Source organism: Allorhizobium sp. GW101-3B10 (assembly GCF_059424725.1).
Window position 1 is genome coordinate 2321581 of sequence record NZ_JBWKZR010000001.1, and the last position, 18725, is coordinate 2340305.

At 64.3% G+C, this 18725-nt stretch carries 20 protein-coding genes; 13 read left to right on the top strand and 7 right to left on the bottom strand.

From position 1 onward, the window contains the following. Window positions 1-18 precede the first annotated feature (18 nt). Window positions 19-963, bottom strand: coding sequence for an ACP S-malonyltransferase (fabD, locus tag AC07Y0_RS11435; protein WP_498677304.1), 945 nt, complete (start codon window positions 961-963; stop codon window positions 19-21). A gap of 116 nt (window positions 964-1079) precedes the next feature. Continuing rightward, window positions 1080-1565 carry a DUF3592 domain-containing protein gene (locus AC07Y0_RS11440; RefSeq protein ID WP_498677306.1) on the bottom strand — a complete coding sequence of 162 codons (486 nt, stop codon included), beginning with the start codon at window positions 1563-1565 and terminating at the stop codon, window positions 1080-1082. Window positions 1566-1792: 227 nt separating this feature from the next. Between AC07Y0_RS11440 and AC07Y0_RS11445 the strand changes: the two genes are divergently transcribed. The 7 genes from AC07Y0_RS11445 (at window position 1793) to AC07Y0_RS11475 (ending at window position 7951) form a co-directional block, all read left to right on the top strand. Next, window positions 1793-2836, top strand: a complete 1044-nt coding sequence (locus tag AC07Y0_RS11445) for an aldo/keto reductase (protein ID WP_498677307.1) — start codon at window positions 1793-1795, stop codon at window positions 2834-2836. Between the two features lie 8 nt (window positions 2837-2844). Then, window positions 2845-3357 (top strand): ClbS/DfsB family four-helix bundle protein, encoded by a 513-nt coding sequence (locus AC07Y0_RS11450; protein ID WP_498677309.1) that lies wholly within the window; start codon window positions 2845-2847, stop codon window positions 3355-3357. A gap of 273 nt (window positions 3358-3630) precedes the next feature. Continuing rightward, a complete protein-coding gene (gene rpsF / locus AC07Y0_RS11455) occupies window positions 3631-4086 on the top strand; it encodes a 30S ribosomal protein S6 (RefSeq protein WP_028736122.1) in 456 nt (151 codons plus the stop codon). A 24-nt stretch (window positions 4087-4110) separates the two neighbouring features. After that, a complete protein-coding gene (rpsR, locus tag AC07Y0_RS11460; RefSeq protein WP_028736123.1) occupies window positions 4111-4359 on the top strand; it encodes a 30S ribosomal protein S18 in 249 nt (82 codons plus the stop codon). 195 nt (window positions 4360-4554) lie between these two features. Beyond that, window positions 4555-5526, top strand: a complete 972-nt coding sequence (locus AC07Y0_RS11465; RefSeq protein ID WP_498677311.1) for a DUF2232 domain-containing protein — start codon at window positions 4555-4557, stop codon at window positions 5524-5526. Between the two features lie 24 nt (window positions 5527-5550). Then, window positions 5551-6126: a 50S ribosomal protein L9 gene (rplI, locus tag AC07Y0_RS11470; protein WP_454745346.1), complete on the top strand. Its 576-nt coding sequence runs from the start codon at window positions 5551-5553 to the stop codon at window positions 6124-6126. Window positions 6127-6454: 328 nt separating this feature from the next. Beyond that, window positions 6455-7951, top strand: coding sequence for a replicative DNA helicase (locus AC07Y0_RS11475; protein WP_498677313.1), 1497 nt, complete (start codon window positions 6455-6457; stop codon window positions 7949-7951). Window positions 7952-7957: 6 nt separating this feature from the next. On the opposite strand, the gene AC07Y0_RS11480 is transcribed toward AC07Y0_RS11475, so the two are convergent. The 3 genes from AC07Y0_RS11480 to AC07Y0_RS11490 form a co-directional block, all read right to left on the bottom strand. Then, on the bottom strand, window positions 7958-8260 hold the full coding sequence (locus tag AC07Y0_RS11480) for an AzlD family protein (RefSeq protein WP_498677315.1): 303 nt from the start codon (window positions 8258-8260) through the stop codon (window positions 7958-7960). Further along, window positions 8257-8961 carry an AzlC family ABC transporter permease gene (locus tag AC07Y0_RS11485; protein ID WP_498677317.1) on the bottom strand — a complete coding sequence of 235 codons (705 nt, stop codon included), beginning with the start codon at window positions 8959-8961 and terminating at the stop codon, window positions 8257-8259. The genes AC07Y0_RS11480 and AC07Y0_RS11485 overlap by 4 nt, the downstream gene beginning before the upstream one ends. Window positions 8962-9032: 71 nt before the next feature. Beyond that, complete coding sequence (locus AC07Y0_RS11490; protein ID WP_498677320.1) at window positions 9033-9890, bottom strand: AraC family transcriptional regulator; 858 nt, start codon at window positions 9888-9890, stop codon at window positions 9033-9035. 93 nt (window positions 9891-9983) lie between these two features. On the opposite strand from AC07Y0_RS11490, the gene alr reads away from it, so the two are divergent. From alr to AC07Y0_RS11515, 5 genes are all read left to right on the top strand, one after another. Beyond that, window positions 9984-11147, top strand: a complete 1164-nt coding sequence (gene alr / locus AC07Y0_RS11495; RefSeq protein ID WP_498677322.1) for an alanine racemase — start codon at window positions 9984-9986, stop codon at window positions 11145-11147. 103 nt (window positions 11148-11250) lie between these two features. Then, window positions 11251-12654: a DNA repair protein RadA gene (gene radA / locus AC07Y0_RS11500; RefSeq protein WP_498677324.1), complete on the top strand. Its 1404-nt coding sequence runs from the start codon at window positions 11251-11253 to the stop codon at window positions 12652-12654. Window positions 12655-12741: 87 nt separating this feature from the next. Then, entirely contained in the window at window positions 12742-13353 is a 612-nt protein-coding gene (locus AC07Y0_RS11505) for a CvpA family protein (protein WP_498677326.1), read from the top strand. A 127-nt stretch (window positions 13354-13480) separates the two neighbouring features. Continuing rightward, window positions 13481-14971: an amidophosphoribosyltransferase gene (purF, locus tag AC07Y0_RS11510; protein WP_454745339.1), complete on the top strand. Its 1491-nt coding sequence runs from the start codon at window positions 13481-13483 to the stop codon at window positions 14969-14971. Window positions 14972-14989: 18 nt separating this feature from the next. Then, the gene (locus AC07Y0_RS11515; protein WP_498677328.1) at window positions 14990-15730 is read left to right on the top strand and encodes an SDR family NAD(P)-dependent oxidoreductase; all 741 of its coding nucleotides are present in this window, start codon (window positions 14990-14992) and stop codon (window positions 15728-15730) included. A 9-nt stretch (window positions 15731-15739) separates the two neighbouring features. On the opposite strand, the gene AC07Y0_RS11520 is transcribed toward AC07Y0_RS11515, so the two are convergent. After that, window positions 15740-16453, bottom strand: a complete 714-nt coding sequence (locus AC07Y0_RS11520) for a glycoside hydrolase family 25 protein (RefSeq protein ID WP_498680220.1) — start codon at window positions 16451-16453, stop codon at window positions 15740-15742. Between the two features lie 126 nt (window positions 16454-16579). Further along, window positions 16580-17836, bottom strand: a complete 1257-nt coding sequence (locus tag AC07Y0_RS11525) for a GGDEF domain-containing protein (protein WP_498677330.1) — start codon at window positions 17834-17836, stop codon at window positions 16580-16582. Between the two features lie 321 nt (window positions 17837-18157). Here AC07Y0_RS11525 and AC07Y0_RS11530 point away from each other — a divergent pair, with 321 nt between their 5' ends. Next, window positions 18158-18559, top strand: a complete 402-nt coding sequence (locus AC07Y0_RS11530; protein ID WP_498677332.1) for a hypothetical protein — start codon at window positions 18158-18160, stop codon at window positions 18557-18559. Window positions 18560-18725: the final 166 nt, after the last annotated feature.

Consider the following 18725-nt stretch of genomic DNA (forward strand, 5'->3'; position numbering starts at 1 on the left):
TCCAGATCATCCAGACAATCAGCCGAGAAGCGCGGCAAGCGCCGCGTCGATGTCGGCCGCAGCATTGACGGCAACGCCGCTGAGGTTCTTGTCGATGCGACGGGCAAGCCCGGTCAGCACCTTGCCGGAGCCGATTTCATAAAGTGTCGTGACGCCGTTGGCGCCGAACCATTCGACCGTCTCGCGCCAGCGCACCTGGCCGGTCACCTGCTCGACCAGCAGGTCGGCGATCTCACCGGCGTCGGTGACGGGGGCGGCGCGCACATTGGCGATCAGCGGTACGACCGGATTGTGCTTCTCGACCTTGGCCAGCGCCTCGCGCATGGCGACGGCGGCGGGGCCCATCAGGGCTGAATGGAAGGGTGCAGAGACCGGCAGCATGATGGCGCGCTTGGCGCCCTTTTCGGTGGCAAGGGCCGCCGCCTTCTCGACCGCGGCCTTGGCACCGGAGATGACCAGCTGGCCGCCGCCATTGTCGTTGGCGATCTGGCAGGGGCCGGCAGACGAAGCGTCCTGGCAGACTGCCTGCACATCGCCGTGCTCAAGGCCGATGATCGCCGCCATGGCACCCTCGCCGACCGGAACGGCGGCCTGCATGGCATTGCCGCGGATGCGCAGGAGGCGCGCAGTGTCGGCGAGCGAGAAGGTGCCGGCGGCACAGAGTGCGGAATACTCGCCAAGCGAATGGCCGGCGACGAAGGATATCTTGGACTTGAGGTCGAGGCCGCGGGCCTGCATGACACGGATGACCGCCATCGAGACAGCCATCAAGGCCGGCTGGGCATTGGCCGTCAGGGTCAATGTCTCTTCCGGCCCGTCGAACATGGTGGTCGAGAGCTTTTCGCCGAGCGCCTCGTCGACTTCCGCAAAGACCGCCTTCGCTTCAGCATAGGTTTCGGCAAGCTCCTTGCCCATGCCGACGGCCTGACTGCCCTGGCCGGGGAATGTGAATGCAATGCTCATGGGCTTTACTCCCTTGGGTTTTTGCCCTCCATTCACATCTTTGCCTTGGGAGTCAAGTGTTGGGGAGGTGCACTCCTTGGCCGGCATTGCGCGCAAAGCTGGTCTTCCCAGTGAGATTAGGGAAGGTTGATGGCAAATCTGATGGCCTTCCTGGCGAGCAGATAGAAGGCAAACCACAATACGATACCAATGAGAAAGAGGTAGTGAAACTCAAACGTATAGTCTTCCTGAATCAAAACCAGCGGCCGCGACCGGGTGGGATCTGCCTTGTCGTAGAGGATGTCGATCTTCTCGGCTATGGGCAACGGCTCACGATCAAACCAACCTTCCATCTGGCAAGGAAACTTCGATTGGTGACGCATCGTATCGCCATTGTCGGTCACGAAAGAATAGAGGATTTGATAGGTGCAGGAGCGATTGCGTCTACCCCGCTGAATCTCGGCCTTTTCAACCTCGGCGACAGCCGTCGTCCAATGCGTCAGCTGTTGCTCGGCAATACGCTTGTTTTTGGTATGCACGGCCAGCACGAGACCTATCAACAGAGCCGCTAAAATCAGCGCAAAGGCATGTGACGCAAGTTTTGCCCGCCCCTCGTATTGCATTCTCCCACTCCGGCATTTGGCGCTAGGTTTGACTAGCTATCGGCAAAGAATGAACGCTTCGTTGCAGCGCATAGGTGCGCCTTCGGTGCAAGCACTCGTCTTGAGTGTTGCTCGAGCCAGAGAGGGCTGGAGTTCATCATTGTGCGCTTGCGATATGGCAATTCCCCATTATCTTTGCCACGACTTCGCGGCCTGCATCTGGCCAACTTCCCAATAGAGGCTTTCCCATGAAGATGAACCGGCTCGGCCGAACCGATATCCTTGTCTCCGAAATCTGCCTCGGCACCATGACCTGGGGTTCGCAGAACACCGAGGCCGAAGCCTTCGAGCAGATGGACTATGCCGTCGAACACGGCATCAATTTCTTCGACACCGCCGAACTCTACCCGACCACGCCGCTCTCGCCCGAGACCTATGCGTTGACCGAGACGATCATCGGCAACTGGTTCGCCAAAACCGGCAAGCGCAAGGATGTCGTGCTCGCCACCAAGGTCGCCGGTGCCGGCCGGCCCTATATCCGCGAAGGCAGGCCGATCACCGGCGCGTCGATCCGCGAGGCGGTGGATGCCAGCCTCAGGCGCCTGCAGACCGACTATATCGACCTCTACCAGATCCACTGGCCGAACCGCGGGCATTTCCACTTCCGCCAGGCCTGGAGCTACAACCCTTATGGCCAGGACCGCGAGCGCACGCTCGCCGACATGAACGAAAAGCTCGAGGCGCTCGACGAATGCGTCAAGGCCGGCAAGATCCGCGCCATCGGCCTTTCCAACGAGACGACCTGGGGCACGCAGAAATACATCGCGCTGGCCGAGGCGCGCGGCCTGCCGCGCGTCGCGACCGTGCAGAACGAATATAATCTGCTCTACCGACACTATGATCTCGACATGGCGGAGCTTTCCCACCACGAGGACGTCGGCCTTCTCGCCTATTCGCCGCTCGCCGCCGGTCTGCTCAGTGGCAAATATCTCGACGGCCGCAAGCCGACAGGCTCGCGCGGCGCGATCAACGGCGATCTCGGCGGCAGGCTGCAGCCGCTGCAGGAGCCCGCGGTCCGCGTCTATGTGGACATGGCGAAAAAGCACGGCCTCGACCCGTGCCAGTTGGCGATCGCCTTCTGCCTGACACGGCCCTTCATGGCTTCGGTCATCATCGGTGCGACGACGATGGAGCAGTTGAAGACGGACATCGGTTCCGCCGACATCACGCTGTCGGGCGAGATCCTGAAGGAGATCGGCAAGGTGCACCGGGTCTATCCGGCGCCGATCTGAGCGGCACCATGGCCGTTCCGGCGAACAAGGTCCAACTTCTGGACGCGATGCAGCAGGGCTTTGCCAAATTGGAGACCGAGCTTTCGACGATCGACCCCGGGGAAGCGCAGTATCCGGGCATGGAAGGCCATGCCCGGGGAACCACGATGAGCGTCAACGACCTCGTCGCCTATCTCGACGGTTGGGGACAACTGGTGCTGAAATGGGTCGAACTGCGCGACCGAGGCCTGGAGCCGGACTTTCCGGAGACGGGCTACAAATGGAACGAACTCGGCGCGCTGGCGCAGAAATTCTACCGTGACCAGCAGGGCCTCGACTTTGCCGACTGCCTCGACAAACTGAGAGCGACCCATGCGCGGCTGGTCGCACTCGTCGAGCGTCTGGACAACGACGCGCTCTATGGTCACGGCTGGTACGATCGATGGACGCTCGGGCGCATGATCCAGTTCAACACCGCCTCGCCCTATGCCAATGCGCGGGCGCGCATCCGCAAGTGGAAGAAGGCGAAAGCGGCGGTTTGAACGGTTTTTCCGGGATTGACCTTGCTATCGCGCCGAAAATCCGTATAAGCGCGCTGTTCACAACACCCGGTCTCATGGCTGGTGGCTGAACGGAGGGCCGGTATCCGATGAGGATGCCGCAGGAACCAAGAGAGGTTCCGGCCTCCCGTGTCTCCGCTCTCGACCGTCTCGATACAACAGCTTTTCTTGCCTTGGGTTTCCCAAACAGGAGCAGTCGTTGAGGCTTAGCGCCGGATCCGGGTGATGACAACCGCAAGAAAGGCAAAGCTTACAATGGCTCTTTACGAACATGTATTCCTTGCCCGGCAGGATATGTCCGCACAGCAGGTTGATGCCCTCGTCGAACAGTACAAGGGTGTTATCGAAGCGAATGGCGGCAAGGTCGGGCGCGTAGAAAACTGGGGCCTCAAGTCCCTCACCTACCGCATCAAGAAGAACCGCAAGGCTCACTACGCCCTGATGGACATCGAAGCTCCGGGTGCAGCGATCCATGAAATGGAACGCCAGATGCGCATCAACGAAGACATTCTTCGTTACATGACCATCGCCGTGGAAGCCCACGAAGAAGGCCCGTCTGCCATGATGCAGAAGCGCGACCGTGACGACCGTCCGCGTCGTGACGGCGACCGTCCGGAGCGCAGCTTCGGCGATCGCGATCGTGGCCCGCGTCCGGACCGTGGTCCGCGCGAAGGTGGCTTCGAGCGTCGTCCGCGCGAAGACCGCGCGTAATTTCGAGCAATAGGAGAAAACACAATGGCTGATGCATCCTCTGCTCCGGCACGCCGTCCGTTCCATCGTCGTCGCAAGACCTGCCCCTTCTCGGGCGCAAATGCACCGAAGATCGACTACAAGGACGTCCGTCTCCTGCAGCGCTACATTTCCGAGCGCGGCAAGATCGTTCCTTCGCGTATCACCGCAGTTTCCCAGAAGAAGCAGCGCGAACTGGCCCAGGCCATCAAGCGCGCCCGCTTCCTCGGCCTGCTGCCCTACGTCGTAGCGTAACTTGATCCGAAGCCTGCCGGCCTTGCCGGCGGGCTTCCTCCCTTCCGCGTTGGGCGCGGATCGGAACCCATGCCCAAGGTCGGGCGACTTCATCCGAAGCATGAACGACCTCAGGTGAAATCCCATGTTGGGGACGGACTTCAGGATCTGAATCCGGCTTTTCCCCTAACTGCTTGAACCAGCAGGACAGCGAACGTGAAACAGGTAAATGGACAACTGCTGCTGATCGGCCTGATCGCCGGTCTCACCGCCGCCCTGCTCGTACTGGGCGCGAGCGCGCAGCCGTCCTTTTCGTCCATCCTCTATGCCGCTTCCGCCCTGCCCGTGCTGATCGTCGGCCTCGGCTGGGGCAATGTCGCGGCCATCGCTGCCGTCGCCACCGCGGCTGTCATCGGCGCGCTCGTCATTTCCCCGCTGTTCGCGCTGGCCATGGCGATCTTCACCCTGCTGCCGGCCGGCTGGCTCAGCCACCTCGCCAACCTCGCCCGTCCCGCGTCCGAAATCGGCGGCCCGGACGATCTGCTGGCCTGGTATCCGCTCTCCGACATCCTGCTGCATCTCTGCGCGCTGGTGTCGGTGGCCGTCATCTTCCTCGGCGTGATGATCGGCTACGGCCCGGAACTCACCGGCCAGATGGTCGACCTGCTCATGGCATCGGTCGCCGACCGGGACCCGACGCTTGCCGCCGACCCGGCCTCGGTCGAACAGATCAAGAGCATGATGGTGCTGCTGCTGCCGATCGTCCAGGGCGGCATGTGGGTGCTGATGCTGTTTGCGGCCTATTACATCGCCATGCGCGTCGTCAGCGCGTCCGGCCGGGCGCTTCGCCCGCGCGAGGACCTGCCGTCGTCGCTGCGGATGAACCGCAATGCGACCTTCGTCTTTCTCGCCGGCATCGTCGCCTGCTTCGTCGGCGGCGTCCCCGCCCTGATCGGGGCGACGATTTGCGGCACCTTCGGCGCGGGTTTCCTGCTTGCCGGCTTCGGCTCGCTGCACCTGCGGACCCGCGGCAAGGACTGGCGCCTGCCGGTCCTCGTTCTCGCCTACATCGCGACGCCGATGGTGCTCCCCGCCTTCGTCATTCTCGTCCTCGGGCTCGCCGATACGCGGCGAACCGTGGCCCTGACCCCGGCCCGCAAGGCCGGAACCGATAATTCCAAGTCTTGAACTCAAACTGAAAGGAACAGAGAAATGGAAGTCATTCTTCTTGAACGCATCGCCAAGCTCGGCCAGATGGGCGAGACGGTAAAGGTTCGTGACGGCTTCGCCCGTAACTACCTCCTGCCGCTCGGCAAGGCGCTGCGCGCCAACGCCGCCAACAAGGCCCGTTTCGACGCCGAGCGCGCAACGCTCGAAGCCCGCAATCTCGAGCGCAAGGCCGAAGCCCAGAAGGTCGCCGACGTTCTCGACGGCAAGTCCTTCATCGTCGTTCGTTCGGCCGGCGAAACCGGCCAGCTCTACGGTTCGGTCGCCGCCCGTGACGTCGTCGAGATCCTCGGCGCCGAAAACTTCGTCATCGGCCGCAACCAGGTCGAGCTCAACACCCCGATCAAGACCATCGGCCTGCACAAGGTGGTCATCCACCTGCATGCCGAAGTCGAAATCTCGGTCGAGCTCAACGTTGCCCGTTCGGCCGAAGAAGCCGAGCGCCAGGCCAAGGGCGAAAGTCTCACCTCGGCCGACGCCATCTACGGCGTTGACGAAGACGCGCTTCGTCCGGAAGACTTCTTCGATCCGGACGCTGACCGCGACGGCGACGAAGAATAAGCATCGGCTGGAGCCGCATGTCAGAACGCCCGGGTCCTTCGACCCGGGCGTTTTTCTTTGCCAGGACCTTCGCGGCGGGGCGGCAAGGGGCGAACTATTTGCGCTGACGGCACCCCTTTGGGATATGATTGGATGGTGTCCTGCGATTCGCGCGGCAAATGGGTATGCAAGCTCTTTCATCGGCGATGCGCAGATTCTCTCAGGCCCCCTGTGGATAGACGGGGACAAGTCTGACGCGCTCGATTGAAGTTGACTCGCACCGAGCCAGCCGCCAAATCCTAGGGCCAACAAGATCGACATTCCCGAGAAGAAAAGACGGTAGCCCGCGATGAACGATGCTGCGCGCAAGATAGCCCAAATCCAGCCGGCCGAACCCCATTACCGGGAAGCGCCGAACAATATCGAAGCCGAACAGGCCCTGCTGGGTGCGATCCTCGTCAACAACGATGCCTATTACCGCGTTTCCGACTTTCTCAAGCCGGATCACCTCTATGAGCCCCTGCACCGGAAGATCTTCGAGGTCGCCTCGGAAATCATCCGCATGGGCAAGACCGCCAATCCGGTGACCATCAAGACCTTCCTGCCGTCCGACCAGAAGGTCGGCGATCTCACCGTCGCGCAGTATCTCGCGCGGCTTGCGTCCGAAGCCGTCACCATCATCAATGCCGAGGACTACGGCCGGGCGATCTACGACCTCGCGCTTCGCCGCGCGCTGATCCAGATCGGCGAGGACGTCGTCAACATCGCCTATGACGCGCCGCTCGACATGCCGCCGCAGGCGCAGATCGAGGACACCGAGCGCCGCCTCTTCGCGCTGGCCGAGAACGGCCGCTATGACGGCGGTTTCCAGTCGTTCAACGATGCGGTGGCCCAGGCGATCGACATGGCGGGCGCCGCCTTCGAACGCGACGGTCACCTGTCCGGCATCTCCACCGGCATCATGTCGCTCGACAGCAAGATGGGCGGCCTGCAGCGTTCCGACTTGATCGTGCTCGCCGGACGCCCCGGCATGGGCAAGACCTCGCTGGCGACCAATATCGCCTACAACATCGCAGCGGCCTACGAGCCCGAGATCATGCCGGACGGCTCGTTCAAGGCGAAGAACGGCGGCGTCGTCGGCTTCTACTCGCTGGAAATGTCGTCCGAACAGCTCGCCACCCGTATCATCTCCGAACAGACGGAAGTCTCCTCGTCGAAGATCCGCCGCGGCGACATCACCGAGGCCGATTTCGAAAAGCTCGTCGCCTGCAGCCAGATGATGCAGAAGGTGCCGCTGTTCATCGACCAGACCGGTGGTATTTCCATCGCCCAGCTCTCCGCCCGCGCTCGCCGCCTCAAGCGCCAGCGCGGCCTCGACTGCCTGGTGGTCGACTATATCCAGCTGATGACGGGTACCGGCAAGGCGGGCGAGAACCGCGTGCAGGAAATCACCCAGATCACCACGGGTCTGAAGGCGCTCGGCAAGGAACTCAACGTGCCGATCATCGCGCTGTCGCAGCTGTCGCGTGGTGTCGAAAGCCGCGACGACAAGCGCCCCCAGCTCTCCGACCTTCGCGAATCGGGCTCGATCGAGCAGGACGCCGACGTCGTGCTCTTCGTGTTCCGCGAGGAATACTACGTGAAGAACGCCGAGCCGCGCGATCTCGCCGATCCGAAATACCCGGAATGGGAAGCGCTGATGGACAAGGTCAAGGGGACGGCCGACGTCATCATCGCCAAGCAGCGCCACGGACCGACCGGCACCGTCAAGCTCGCCTTCCAGTCGGAATTCACCCGCTTCGCCGACCTCGCCGATCCGTCCTTCACCGCCTACGAGGAGCCGTGAGGCACCTCAAAGACCGGCAAGCCGCATCAGCGCGACGGTCGCCACCCCCGCCGTGGCGGCCGCGAGCATCGGCAGCCTGAGGGCGGCAAGGGCCGTCACGGCACAGGCTAGGCTCTCGGCGGGGCCGGTCGCAAGCGCCGTCGGCGTGACGACGGCCACCATCACCGCGGGCGGAATGGCATCCAGCATGCGCCGCGCACGCGGCGTGAGCGTCGCGAACCTCAGGACGGCCAGCCCGGCCAGCCGCGTCAGCACCGTGGCGCCGGCCATGGCGAGGATCGCCGCAAGCGTCGCAAGATCGAGGCTCATCGGACGTCTCCCGGCGGATTACCTCTGAAGGCTGCCGCCAGCAGGCCGCCGGCCGCACCGGCCGCGATGTACCAGACGCCGGGCACGAGATGATGGACGGCAAGCGCGCTCAGCGCACTGGCGACCAGAACGATGCCAGTCTCCCTGCCCTTCCAGAAACCGGTCACCAGCACGATGAAGACAGCGGGGAAGGCAAAGTCGAGGCCGATCACCGCGGGATCTCCGACGAAACGGCCGAGCAGACCGCCGAGGACGCCGGCAAGAACCCAGGCTAGGTAGAAGACCCCGACCACACCGGCATACCAGGCCGGCGTCAGCCGCGCCTCGCGGGCCCGGAATTCCGACATCGCCCAGATCTCGTCGGCGAGGAAGAGCAGCGAGACGCCCTTCTGCACGCGACTGAAGGCCGCCATCTTGCCGGCGATCGAGGCTCCCATCAGCACATGGCGCACATTGACCAGAAGCGCGGCGAAGCCGACGGCCGTCCAGCTGGCCGGGTGGGTCCAGATGTCCATGGCGACGAACTGCGACCCGCCGGCGAAGACGAGTGCACTCATCAGGATGATTTCGAGCGTCGACAGGCCTTTGGTCGCGGCGACCGCGCCGAACACCATGCCGACCGGAAGTACGGCAATGATGAGCGGCGCCATGCTCCGCAGCCCCTGGAGAAATTCCTGCGCGGATGAGTGTTCTGTCGGCATTCCACTTTCCCATCAAACCCTTTGACGCGCCTTCTAGGGGCGACGGCCATGCCGGTCTTGAACGAAAGTGATCAGGCTTTGCGAAACTGGCCCGGCGTGATGCCGACGCGCGCCTTGAAATGGCGGGTGAAATGCGCCTGGTCGGCAAAGCCGCAGGCGAAGGCGACATCGGCCGGGCTTCGGCCGAGGCTGAGCAGCGCGCGCGCCCGGCGGATGCGGATGTCGGTCAGGAAGGCATGCGGGGTGATGTGGAATTCCTTGCGGAAGGCGCGGATCAGATGGGCGCGCGACAGGCCGGCGATGCCCGCCAGCTCCTCCAGGCCGATATCCGTCGCGAAGTGTTCGGTGAGATAGTCGCGGGCGCGCCAGACGGCGGTGCGCTCGCGCGTCTCGATCGGCGCGCGCTGCTCGCTTCCGTGACGCAGGAACAGCGCCGCGAGCACGCTGTACATGCTCTCCTCCGCTTCCAGGGCGCCGACATTCTCCTCGAGTGCCCGGTGGGCGCGGTGGAACGCCCGTGCCAGCTCGGCATCCTGCGGCAGTTCGCGCGCGAAGCTCGGCGTCGAGCGGCATGCCTTGCCGGTCACTTCCTCCAGCACGTCACGAAACAGCGCCTCGCTCGGATAGATCATCCGGTAGCGGTAGCCGTCCGGACCGGGCGCCCCGTCATGCACCACCTCCGGGTTGATCAGGTAGAGGCAGCCGGGACCCGTCTCTTCGCGGGCGCCGCGGATGCGGGCGATCTGGCTGCCGCTCTCGATCGCGCCGATCGAGAAGGTGTCGTGGGCATGCGGCGCATAGGCGTGGGTCTGGAAGGTGGCGCTCAGACATTCCATGCCGCCGAATCGCCCGTCGCGCCAAAAGCTGGTGCGTTCGGTCGGCGTCAGCGGCATGTCGTTCGCCGCATCCCTCTGCGAAACATTGTGCATTGCAAAATTATACCCGCTCCGAGCATTCCAGTCTTGAAGAAAAGTGCTAGGGTCCGGCCAGTTCTTTCACGACACGTGGTTCCCGATTTCAAAATGTCTGCCGCCTTCGATCTTACCGACGCCTCCGATGAATTCCTCGCCGCCCCGCTGCGGCTGACCATCGATCTTTCCGCCCTCGCAGACAACTGGCGGGACATGGCCCGGCGCTCCGGCACGGCGCGCACCGCGGCCGTGGTCAAGGCCGACGCCTATGGCCTCGGCATCGAGGATGTCGGCCAGACGCTCTACCATGCCGGCGCGCGCGATTTCTTCGTCGCCGTCCCGGCCGAAGGCGCGACGCTGCGCGCCTATGCGCCCGAGGCGCGGATCTTCGTTCTCTCCGGCATCTGGCCCGGCATGGAAGCCGTCTTCTTCGAGCATGATCTTGTGCCGGTCATCGCCTCGCAGGAACAGCTCGCCTTCTGGATGTCGGCGGTCGCCGAGCATGGCGACCACCCCTGCGCCCTGCATGTCGATACCGGCTTCAACCGGCTCGGCCTGCCGCTCGAAGATGCGCTGGCGCTCGCCGACGACGTGTCGCGTCCGGCCAGCCTGTCGCCGGTGCTGGTGCTCAGCCACCTTGCCTGCGGCGATGATCCGGCCTCGCCGATGAACCACCGGCAACGGGAATCATTTCGCAGGGTTAGCGCCGCCTTCGAAGGCATCGATTCAAGCCTTTCAGCTTCCGCTGGAACTTTCCTCGGATCCGAATACCACTTCGACCTGACCCGGCCCGGCATCGCGCTCTACGGCGGCGAGGCGGTCAACGGCGTGCAGAACCCGATGCGGCCGGTGGCGACCGCCGAGGCCCGCATCCTGCAGATCCGCGAAGCCAAGGCCGGGGAGACCGTCAGCTACGGCGGCACCGCCACGCTCAACCGAGACAGCCGGCTGGCCATCGTTTCGGCCGGTTATGCCGACGGCTATCTGCGCGCCCTCTCGGGCAGCGGCGTGCCGTTGCGCGAGACCGGCATTCCAGGCGCCTTCGGCTTCATTGCCGGACACAAGGTGCCGGTCGTCGGCCGCGTCACCATGGATCTGACGATTTTCGACGTGACGGACGTGCCGGCCGGCGCAATTTCAGCCGGCGACTATATCGAACTGTTCGGCGCCAACATGCCGCTCGACTATGCGGCGCGTGCCGCCGGCACGATCGGCTACGAATTGCTGACCGGTCTCGGCCTGCGCTACGAGCGGCGCTATATCGACGCCCTTTGAGGACACACGTGACCGGCTTGCGCATTCCCGCGATTTCTCCTAACTGAGAGATCGATATTCACTTTTTGTTCCGCCTCAGGCGCGGACACGGGAATTCTCCAGCATGGCGAAAGCGAAGACCCAATTCATCTGCCAGAACTGCGGCACGGTGCACAACCGCTGGGCCGGCAAGTGCGACGGCTGCGGCGAGTGGAACACCATCGTCGAGGAAGACCCGATGGGCGGAATCGGCTCCGGTCCCGGCAAGACGCCGAAGAAGGGCCGTCCGGTCACCCTCACCTCGCTGTCCGGCGAGATCGAGGAAGCGCCACGCATCCCGACCGGCATGGGCGAACTCGACCGGGCGACCGGCGGAGGCTTCGTGCGCGGCTCGGCCGTGCTGATCGGCGGCGACCCGGGCATCGGCAAGTCGACGCTTCTGATGCAGGCGGCCGCCGCCCTTTCGCGCAAGGGCCACCGCGTCATCTACGTCTCGGGCGAAGAGGCCGTGGCGCAGGTGAGGCTGCGCGCCCAGCGTCTGCACGCCGCCGACACCGAAGTGCTGCTCGCGGCCGAGACCAATGTCGAGGACATCCTCGCCACCATTTCCGAAGGCAAGCGGCCGGATCTCGTCATCATCGATTCGATCCAGACGCTCTGGAGCGACACGGCCGAATCCGCGCCCGGCACCGTCACCCAAGTCAGGACCGGCGTGCAGGCGATGATCCGCTTTGCCAAGCAGACCGGCGCCACCATGGTGCTCGTCGGACATGTCACGAAGGACGGTCAGATCGCCGGCCCGCGCGTGGTCGAACACATGGTCGACGCCGTGCTCTATTTCGAGGGCGACCGTGGGCATCACTACCGGATCCTGCGCACTGTGAAGAACCGTTTCGGACCGACCGACGAGATCGGCGTGTTCGAAATGTCGGACAAGGGCCTGCGGGAGGTCGCCAACCCTTCGGAACTCTTCCTCGGCGAACGCAATGCCAAGTCGCCCGGGGCCGCGGTCTTTGCCGGGATGGAGGGCACGCGTCCGGTCCTGGTCGAAGTGCAGGCGCTGGTCGCGCCGACGACGCTCGGCACGCCGCGCCGCGCCGTGGTCGGCTGGGACAGTTCGCGGCTCGCCATGATCCTCGCCGTACTCGAGGCGCATTGCGGAGTTCGACTCGGACAGCACGACGTGTACTTGAATGTTGCCGGCGGATACCGCATCTCTGAGCCGGCGGCGGACATGGCGATCGCCTCTGCCCTTGTTTCGTCACTGGCCGGACTTGCCCTTCCCGCCGATTGCGTCTATTTCGGCGAAGTCAGCCTGTCCGGCGCCGTCCGTCCGGTTGCGCATACGGCCCAGCGGCTGAAGGAAGCGGAAAAGCTCGGCTTCTCCTCCGCTGTACTGCCCGCAGCCTCGTCGGAGCTTCCCAAGGGAGCGGCGGGGAAGTGGAACGAAGTCGAGAGCCTGCCCGATCTCGTGGCGCGGATTGCCGGTTCCCGGCTGAAGGCGCGTTCGGAAGAGGCCGGCGACTGATCCAATCCGGCCTGGCCGGCTTACGGCGGCAGCGGTCGCGATGGCAAACAAGCAGGCGTTGGCCGGCAAGTCTTGGAGTTGGTTTTTATGCCCATTACGATTTTTGACGGTATTGTCATCGGCGTCGTGCTGTTTTCGGCCGTGCTCGCCATGGTGCGCGGTTTCTCGCGCGAAGTTCTTTCGATCGCCAGCTGGGCCGGCGCGGTTGCCGCCGCCTACTACCTCTATCCGCTGCTGCTTCCCTATGTGAAGAACTACACCAGCGACGACCGCATCGCTCTGGCCGGCTCGGCCGGCATCATCTTCCTGGTCGCGCTGATCGTCATCTCGTTCATCACCAGCCGCATCGCCGACTTCATCATCGACAGCCGCATCGGCGCGCTCGACCGCACGCTGGGCTTCCTGTTCGGCGCGGCGCGCGGCATCCTGCTGCTGGTCGTCGCCGTCGCCTTCTGGAACTGGCTGATCGACGTCAAGCATCGCCCGGACTGGGTCAACAATGCCAAGTCCAAGCCGTTCCTCGATACGCTGGTGCTGAAGCTCGAAGCCGTCCTGCCGGCCGACATCGAGCCGCAGATCCGCGCCCGCATCCTCGGCAAGGAAGAGCCCGCGGCGGACGCCCCCGCCGCAGAGGCGCCGGCCGACCAGGCACCCGCGGAACAGGCACCGGCCGAAGACGCGCCGGCCGCCAACAACTGACCGGGCTGCGGCCTTCGGCCGCGCCCCTGTAATCCACAAGCGGACGCCGCCGGATCAGGACAGACCGGCGGCTTCCGTGTTAAAGCCGTCCCGGCACATCTGTCCGATCGAGCAAAGGCCTGCTTCCATGTCTCAGTCAGCTTTTTCCGGTTCCGAATGGAGTCTCGAAGACGACACGCTCCATGAAGAATGCGGGGTGTTCGGCATTCTGGGCCACACCGACGCGGCAACCCTGACCGCGCTCGGCCTGCATGCCCTGCAGCATCGCGGCCAGGAAGCGGCGGGTATCGTCTCCTTCGACGGGCGACAGTTCCACACCGAAAAGCACATGGGCCTGGTCGGCGACCACTACACCAATCCGGCGACGCTGGCGAAGCTGCCGGGTTCGGCAGCGATCGGCCACACCCGCTATTCGACCACCGGCGAAGTGGCGTTGCGCAACGTGCAGCCGCTGTTCGCCGAACTGGAAGAGGGCGGCATTGCCATCGCCCACAACGGCAACTTCACCAACGGCCTCACGCTCCGCCGCCAGATCATCGCCACCGGCGCCATCTGTCAGTCGACCTCGGACACCGAAGTCGTGCTGCACCTCATCGCCCGCTCGCGCCATTCATCGACGGCCGACCGCTTCATCGACGCCATCCGCCAGATGGAAGGCGGATATTCGATGCTGGCGATGACCCGCACCAAGCTCATTGCCGCCCGCGATCCGATCGGCATCCGCCCGCTCGTCATGGGCGATCTCGACGGCAAGCCGATCTTCTGCTCGGAAACCTGCGCGCTCGACATCATCGGTGCCAAGTTCGTCCGCGACGTGGAGAACGGCGAAGTCATCATCTGCGAGATCCAGCCGGACGGTTCGATCACCATCGACGCCCGCAAGCCGGCCAAGCCGCAGCCGGAGCGCCTCTGCCTGTTCGAATATGTCTATTTCGCCCGTCCCGACAGCGTGGTCGGCGGCCGCAACGTCTACCAGACGCGCAAGGCCATGGGTCTCAACCTGGCCAACGAAGCCCCGTGCGACGGCGACGTGGTGGTGCCGGTGCCCGACGGTGGCACGCCGGCAGCACTCGGCTATGCCCAGGCGAGCGGCATTCCCTTCGAATACGGCATCATCCGCAACCATTATGTCGGCCGCACCTTCATCGAGCCGACGCAGCAGATCCGCGCCTTCGGCGTCAAGCTCAAGCATTCCGCCAACCGGGCGATGATCGAGGGCAAGCGCGTCGTGCTGGTCGACGATTCGATCGTGCGCGGCACCACCTCGCTGAAGATCGTGCAGATGATCCGCGATGCCGGCGCCAAGGAAGTGCATATCCGCGTCGCGTCACCGATGATCTTCCATCCCGACTTCTACGGCATCGACACGCCGGACGCCGACAAGCTGCTGGCCAACCAGTATGCCGGGCCGGAAGCGATGGCGAAGTATATCGGTGCCGATTCGCTCGCCTTCCTGTCGATCGACGGGCTCTACCGCGCCGTCGGCGGCAAGCCGCGCGACGACGCTGCTCCGCAGTTCACCGATCATTATTTCACCGGCGACTACCCCACCCGCCTGCTCGACAAGGAAGGCGAGAAGATGGGCCGCAAGGTTTCCATGCTGGCCACCAACGGCTGAGCTCCAAGGACAGACATCATGACAGTTGACTTGAAGGGCCGTATCGCGCTCGTCACCGGCGCCTCGCGCGGCATCGGCTATTACACCGCCCTCGAGCTCGCCAAGGCGGGTGCCCATGTGATCGCCTGCGCCCGCACGGTCGGCGGCCTGGAAGAACTGGACGATGCGATCAAGGCCGTAGGCGGCAGCGCCACCCTCGTTCCCTTCGACCTTGCAGACATGAACGCGATCGACGCGCTGGGCGGCTCGATCAACGAGCGCTGGGGCAAGCTCGACATTCTCGTCGCCAATGCCGGCATGCTCGGCGTCATCTCGCCGATCGGCCATATCGAGGCCAAGGTGTTCGAGAAGGTGATGACCATCAACGTCACCGCCACCTGGCGCCTGATCCGCTCGGTCGAGCCGCTGCTGGTCAAGTCCGACCAGGGCCGTGCCCTGATCCTGTCCTCTGCCGCCGCCCACAAGTGCCGACCGTTCTGGGGCGTCTACTCCGCCTCGAAGGCCGCCGTCGAGGCACTGGCCCGCACCTGGGCCGGCGAAACCCAGCGCCTGCCGCTGCGCATCGTGTCGATCGACCCCGGCCCCACCCGCACTGCCATGCGCGCGCAAGCCGTGCCGGGCGAGGATCCGAGCACCGTTCCGCATCCCTCCGAAGTCGCCGCCCGGCTCCTACCGCTCTGCGGTCCCGACCTCACGGAAACCGGCAAGCTGTTCGTCGTGCGCGAGAACAAGCTGGTCGACTACCGGATGCCGGAGTGATTGGCAGGATCAGTCCTCTGGACCCCTTCCGAAAAGTCTAGAGAATCCCGTCTCCGACGGGCACAGGGCATTCAGGTCCACCGGCCCTCGAATGCCGTCGAGCGTGCCGTTGTCGGCGAACTGCCAGATCGACCAGCGGCCGCAGTCCTGTTGCTTCGGCTCGCGGGCAATGCTGCGGAGCCAGAGATAGTGTTTGGGGAAACGGTTCTCGTTTCCCTTCAGGTAGCGGTCGTAGACGTCCTGCGTAACGTAGAAGACCGGCTTGTCCGGATACGTTCCCCCGAGGGTGTCCATGAAGGCGTTGAGCTCGTCCGCCAGTTCGTCGACCGTCGGCACCTTGCCGCAATTGCCGTGGAATTCGATGTCGACAGCGATCGGGAGCGCGGCCGGATCGGGCGGGACGGTGGCCAGCACGTTTTGCGCCTGGTCCCTGCCCGGACGGCAGAAGGTGAAGAAGTGATAGGCACCGCGCACGATGCCCGCCTCCCCCGCACGCCGCCAGTTTTCGGCGAATTTCCGGTCCCTGAAATCGCCCCCCTCGGTCGCCTTCACGATGGCGAAGCGCACATTCGGCTTTGCAGCCAGCCTCGGCCAATCGATGTCGCCCTGGTGATGGCTGACGTCGATGCCCTGGATCGGGTAGTCTTCGAGTGACGGAGGATGAAAGGTCGTCATGGCGGTTTCATACGTCAAGAAGGCCGCCCATGCAGCACCCAGAATCATCGCACCGATGACGATCGCCTTGACCGAATTGCGCACCGCGGCACCCCTCTCTCCAAGGCGTCCTTCAGACCAGACGGACTCCGCGCCGCACCGATACCTCCGGCGCCGGATGAATACATGCCGTTCTCAACCGGGACGGTTGGCTCTCGATGCGCGCGCATAGGCCCGCGCCTGGTTTGCTGCGGCCGGAGGCATATGGTCGCCGGCGAGAAGTCCGCGCAGGGACTGGCCCGGCTGGTGGATGCGCACGGCGTTGCGCCCTTCGGCCTTGGCCAGGTAGAGGGCGACATCAGCCGCCGCCAGCAGCGGATCGAGGCTCGGTGCCACCTCGTCGGTCGCGGCCACGCCGACGCTGACCGTCACCGAGACGAACCGCCCGTCGATCGTCGCGTGCAGGAATTCGACGGCCCGGCGCATGGCCTCGGCAATGTCAGCCGCAGCGGCGGTGCCGGCGTTCGGGACCAGGCAGGCGAACTCCTCGCCGCCGATGCGGGCCAGAAGCCAGTCGGCCTGCATCCGCCCTTCCAGCGTGGCAGCGAATTCCATCAGCACCTTGTCGCCGGCGGCATGGCCGTGCGTGTCGTTGATCCGCTTGAAATGATCGATGTCGAAGAGCAGCAGCGCCGAAGGATTGCTCTCCCGCTTCAGCAGTGCCTCGGCATGCTCGACGAAGGAGCGGCGATTGCGCAGGTTGGTCAGCGGATCGCGTTCCGCGACGAGGCGGCTCGCGCGTTCGTCGCGTTCCAGAGCGAGAATCAGCAGCGTGATGATCGACAACATGACCAGCAAGGTCTGCAGCAGGGATGCCATCACGAACCAGTCGGCATATTGGCCGGGCGCCTTATAGGCCGGGTCGAGCAGCAACGAACCGACAAGCACCGAGTACCAGACGGCGCCGCGGGCGCAGTGCACCCCGGCGGCCAGCTTGCGCGACGGCAGAGGCTCGCGCCGCATGCCGAGCCAGATCTCGCGCCCGCCGAGCACCGAATAAGTACCCATGATCAGGGCAATGGCGGCCGTGCGGAACATGATCGAGGCGTGGAAGATCGGCGTCAGATAGAGCACGAACCAGATCAGCGTTCCGGCCGTCGCCCGAAAGTAGCTGGGGCGCTTGCCTTCAAACACGGCGATTGCCTGCCAGAACAGGCCCAGCGACAGTGCGCCGGCTCCCGGGGCGAGCCCGGCGGACATCCAGAACGGCACAATGGGACGCATGGCATGCACGACCGTCCCGAAAAAACCGATGGCGGCGGCGAAGGTCAGGATGCCAAGCAGCACGCTGGTCCTGCGCTGACGCCACAGGTTTGCGATCAGCAATGCCGAGATCAACGTCGAACATGCATGGATTACCATGATGGTCGGAAGATGCAGGAAATGGTTCATGCTGCAAAAAGTGTCCGCTCAAAGAGACTTTGTGCGTCATCCTACAAGACGGCTCATTGAGAAACCCTTACGCCGAAGGTGCCACGCGATGGAACATGGGGGGCGCCTGGCCTGCCGCCGCCGTGCTGTCCGGGTGCTTCTCCGTCCCCCGACGGGAAACCACGGCACGGTGTCCTGCCTCCATGCCTTGATGCCAAAATTGGTCCGGCTGATTCCGATTTTCCGCCGGGTTTCCCCTCTTCGGCAACGGCCCATGCCTTTCCTTCGCCCGAACATGTGGCTAGCGTCGCGCGTCACTGTCGAACCGGGAAGAGATCTCGAATGAAAGCCCTCACCTATGCCGCCGCCCTGTTGCTTGCCGTAAGCCCAGCGCTTGCCGACGATCTGCTGGCCCTGAGCACGACCGCGACCGCCATTACCGGCGACATCAGCATGGACGACTTCGAGATGGTCTTTGCCAATGGCGAGAAGATCGAGTTCGATGAGCTGGTCGGCGACCACTTCGTCGTCGACGGCGAAGATGTTCCGGCCTCCGTCTACAGCGTGAAGGATCCGAGCGCCCCGGAGCTCCTCAACGGGAACACCCTCTGCGGAACGAGCGCTATCACCTACGTCGCGTCATGGGGCTCGGACGACATCACCATCGTCGCCATGTTCGACACCCAGGACGTGCCGCAAAGCAACGGCGACATGTGCGCCTCGTTCTCCTACGTCTATCCCTGAGGGTCGTGTCGAAGGGGCTGCCGCGGCGGCGATCCGGCCCGGCTCCGGCCTCTTGACCTCGGGCGCGGCGCGCGCCATAACACGCCCCATGAAAACGACCATCTGCATTATTTGCGGGACTATTATTCGCTAGCGCAAACGCTGGCCCGGCCGTTTTCGTCTCCTG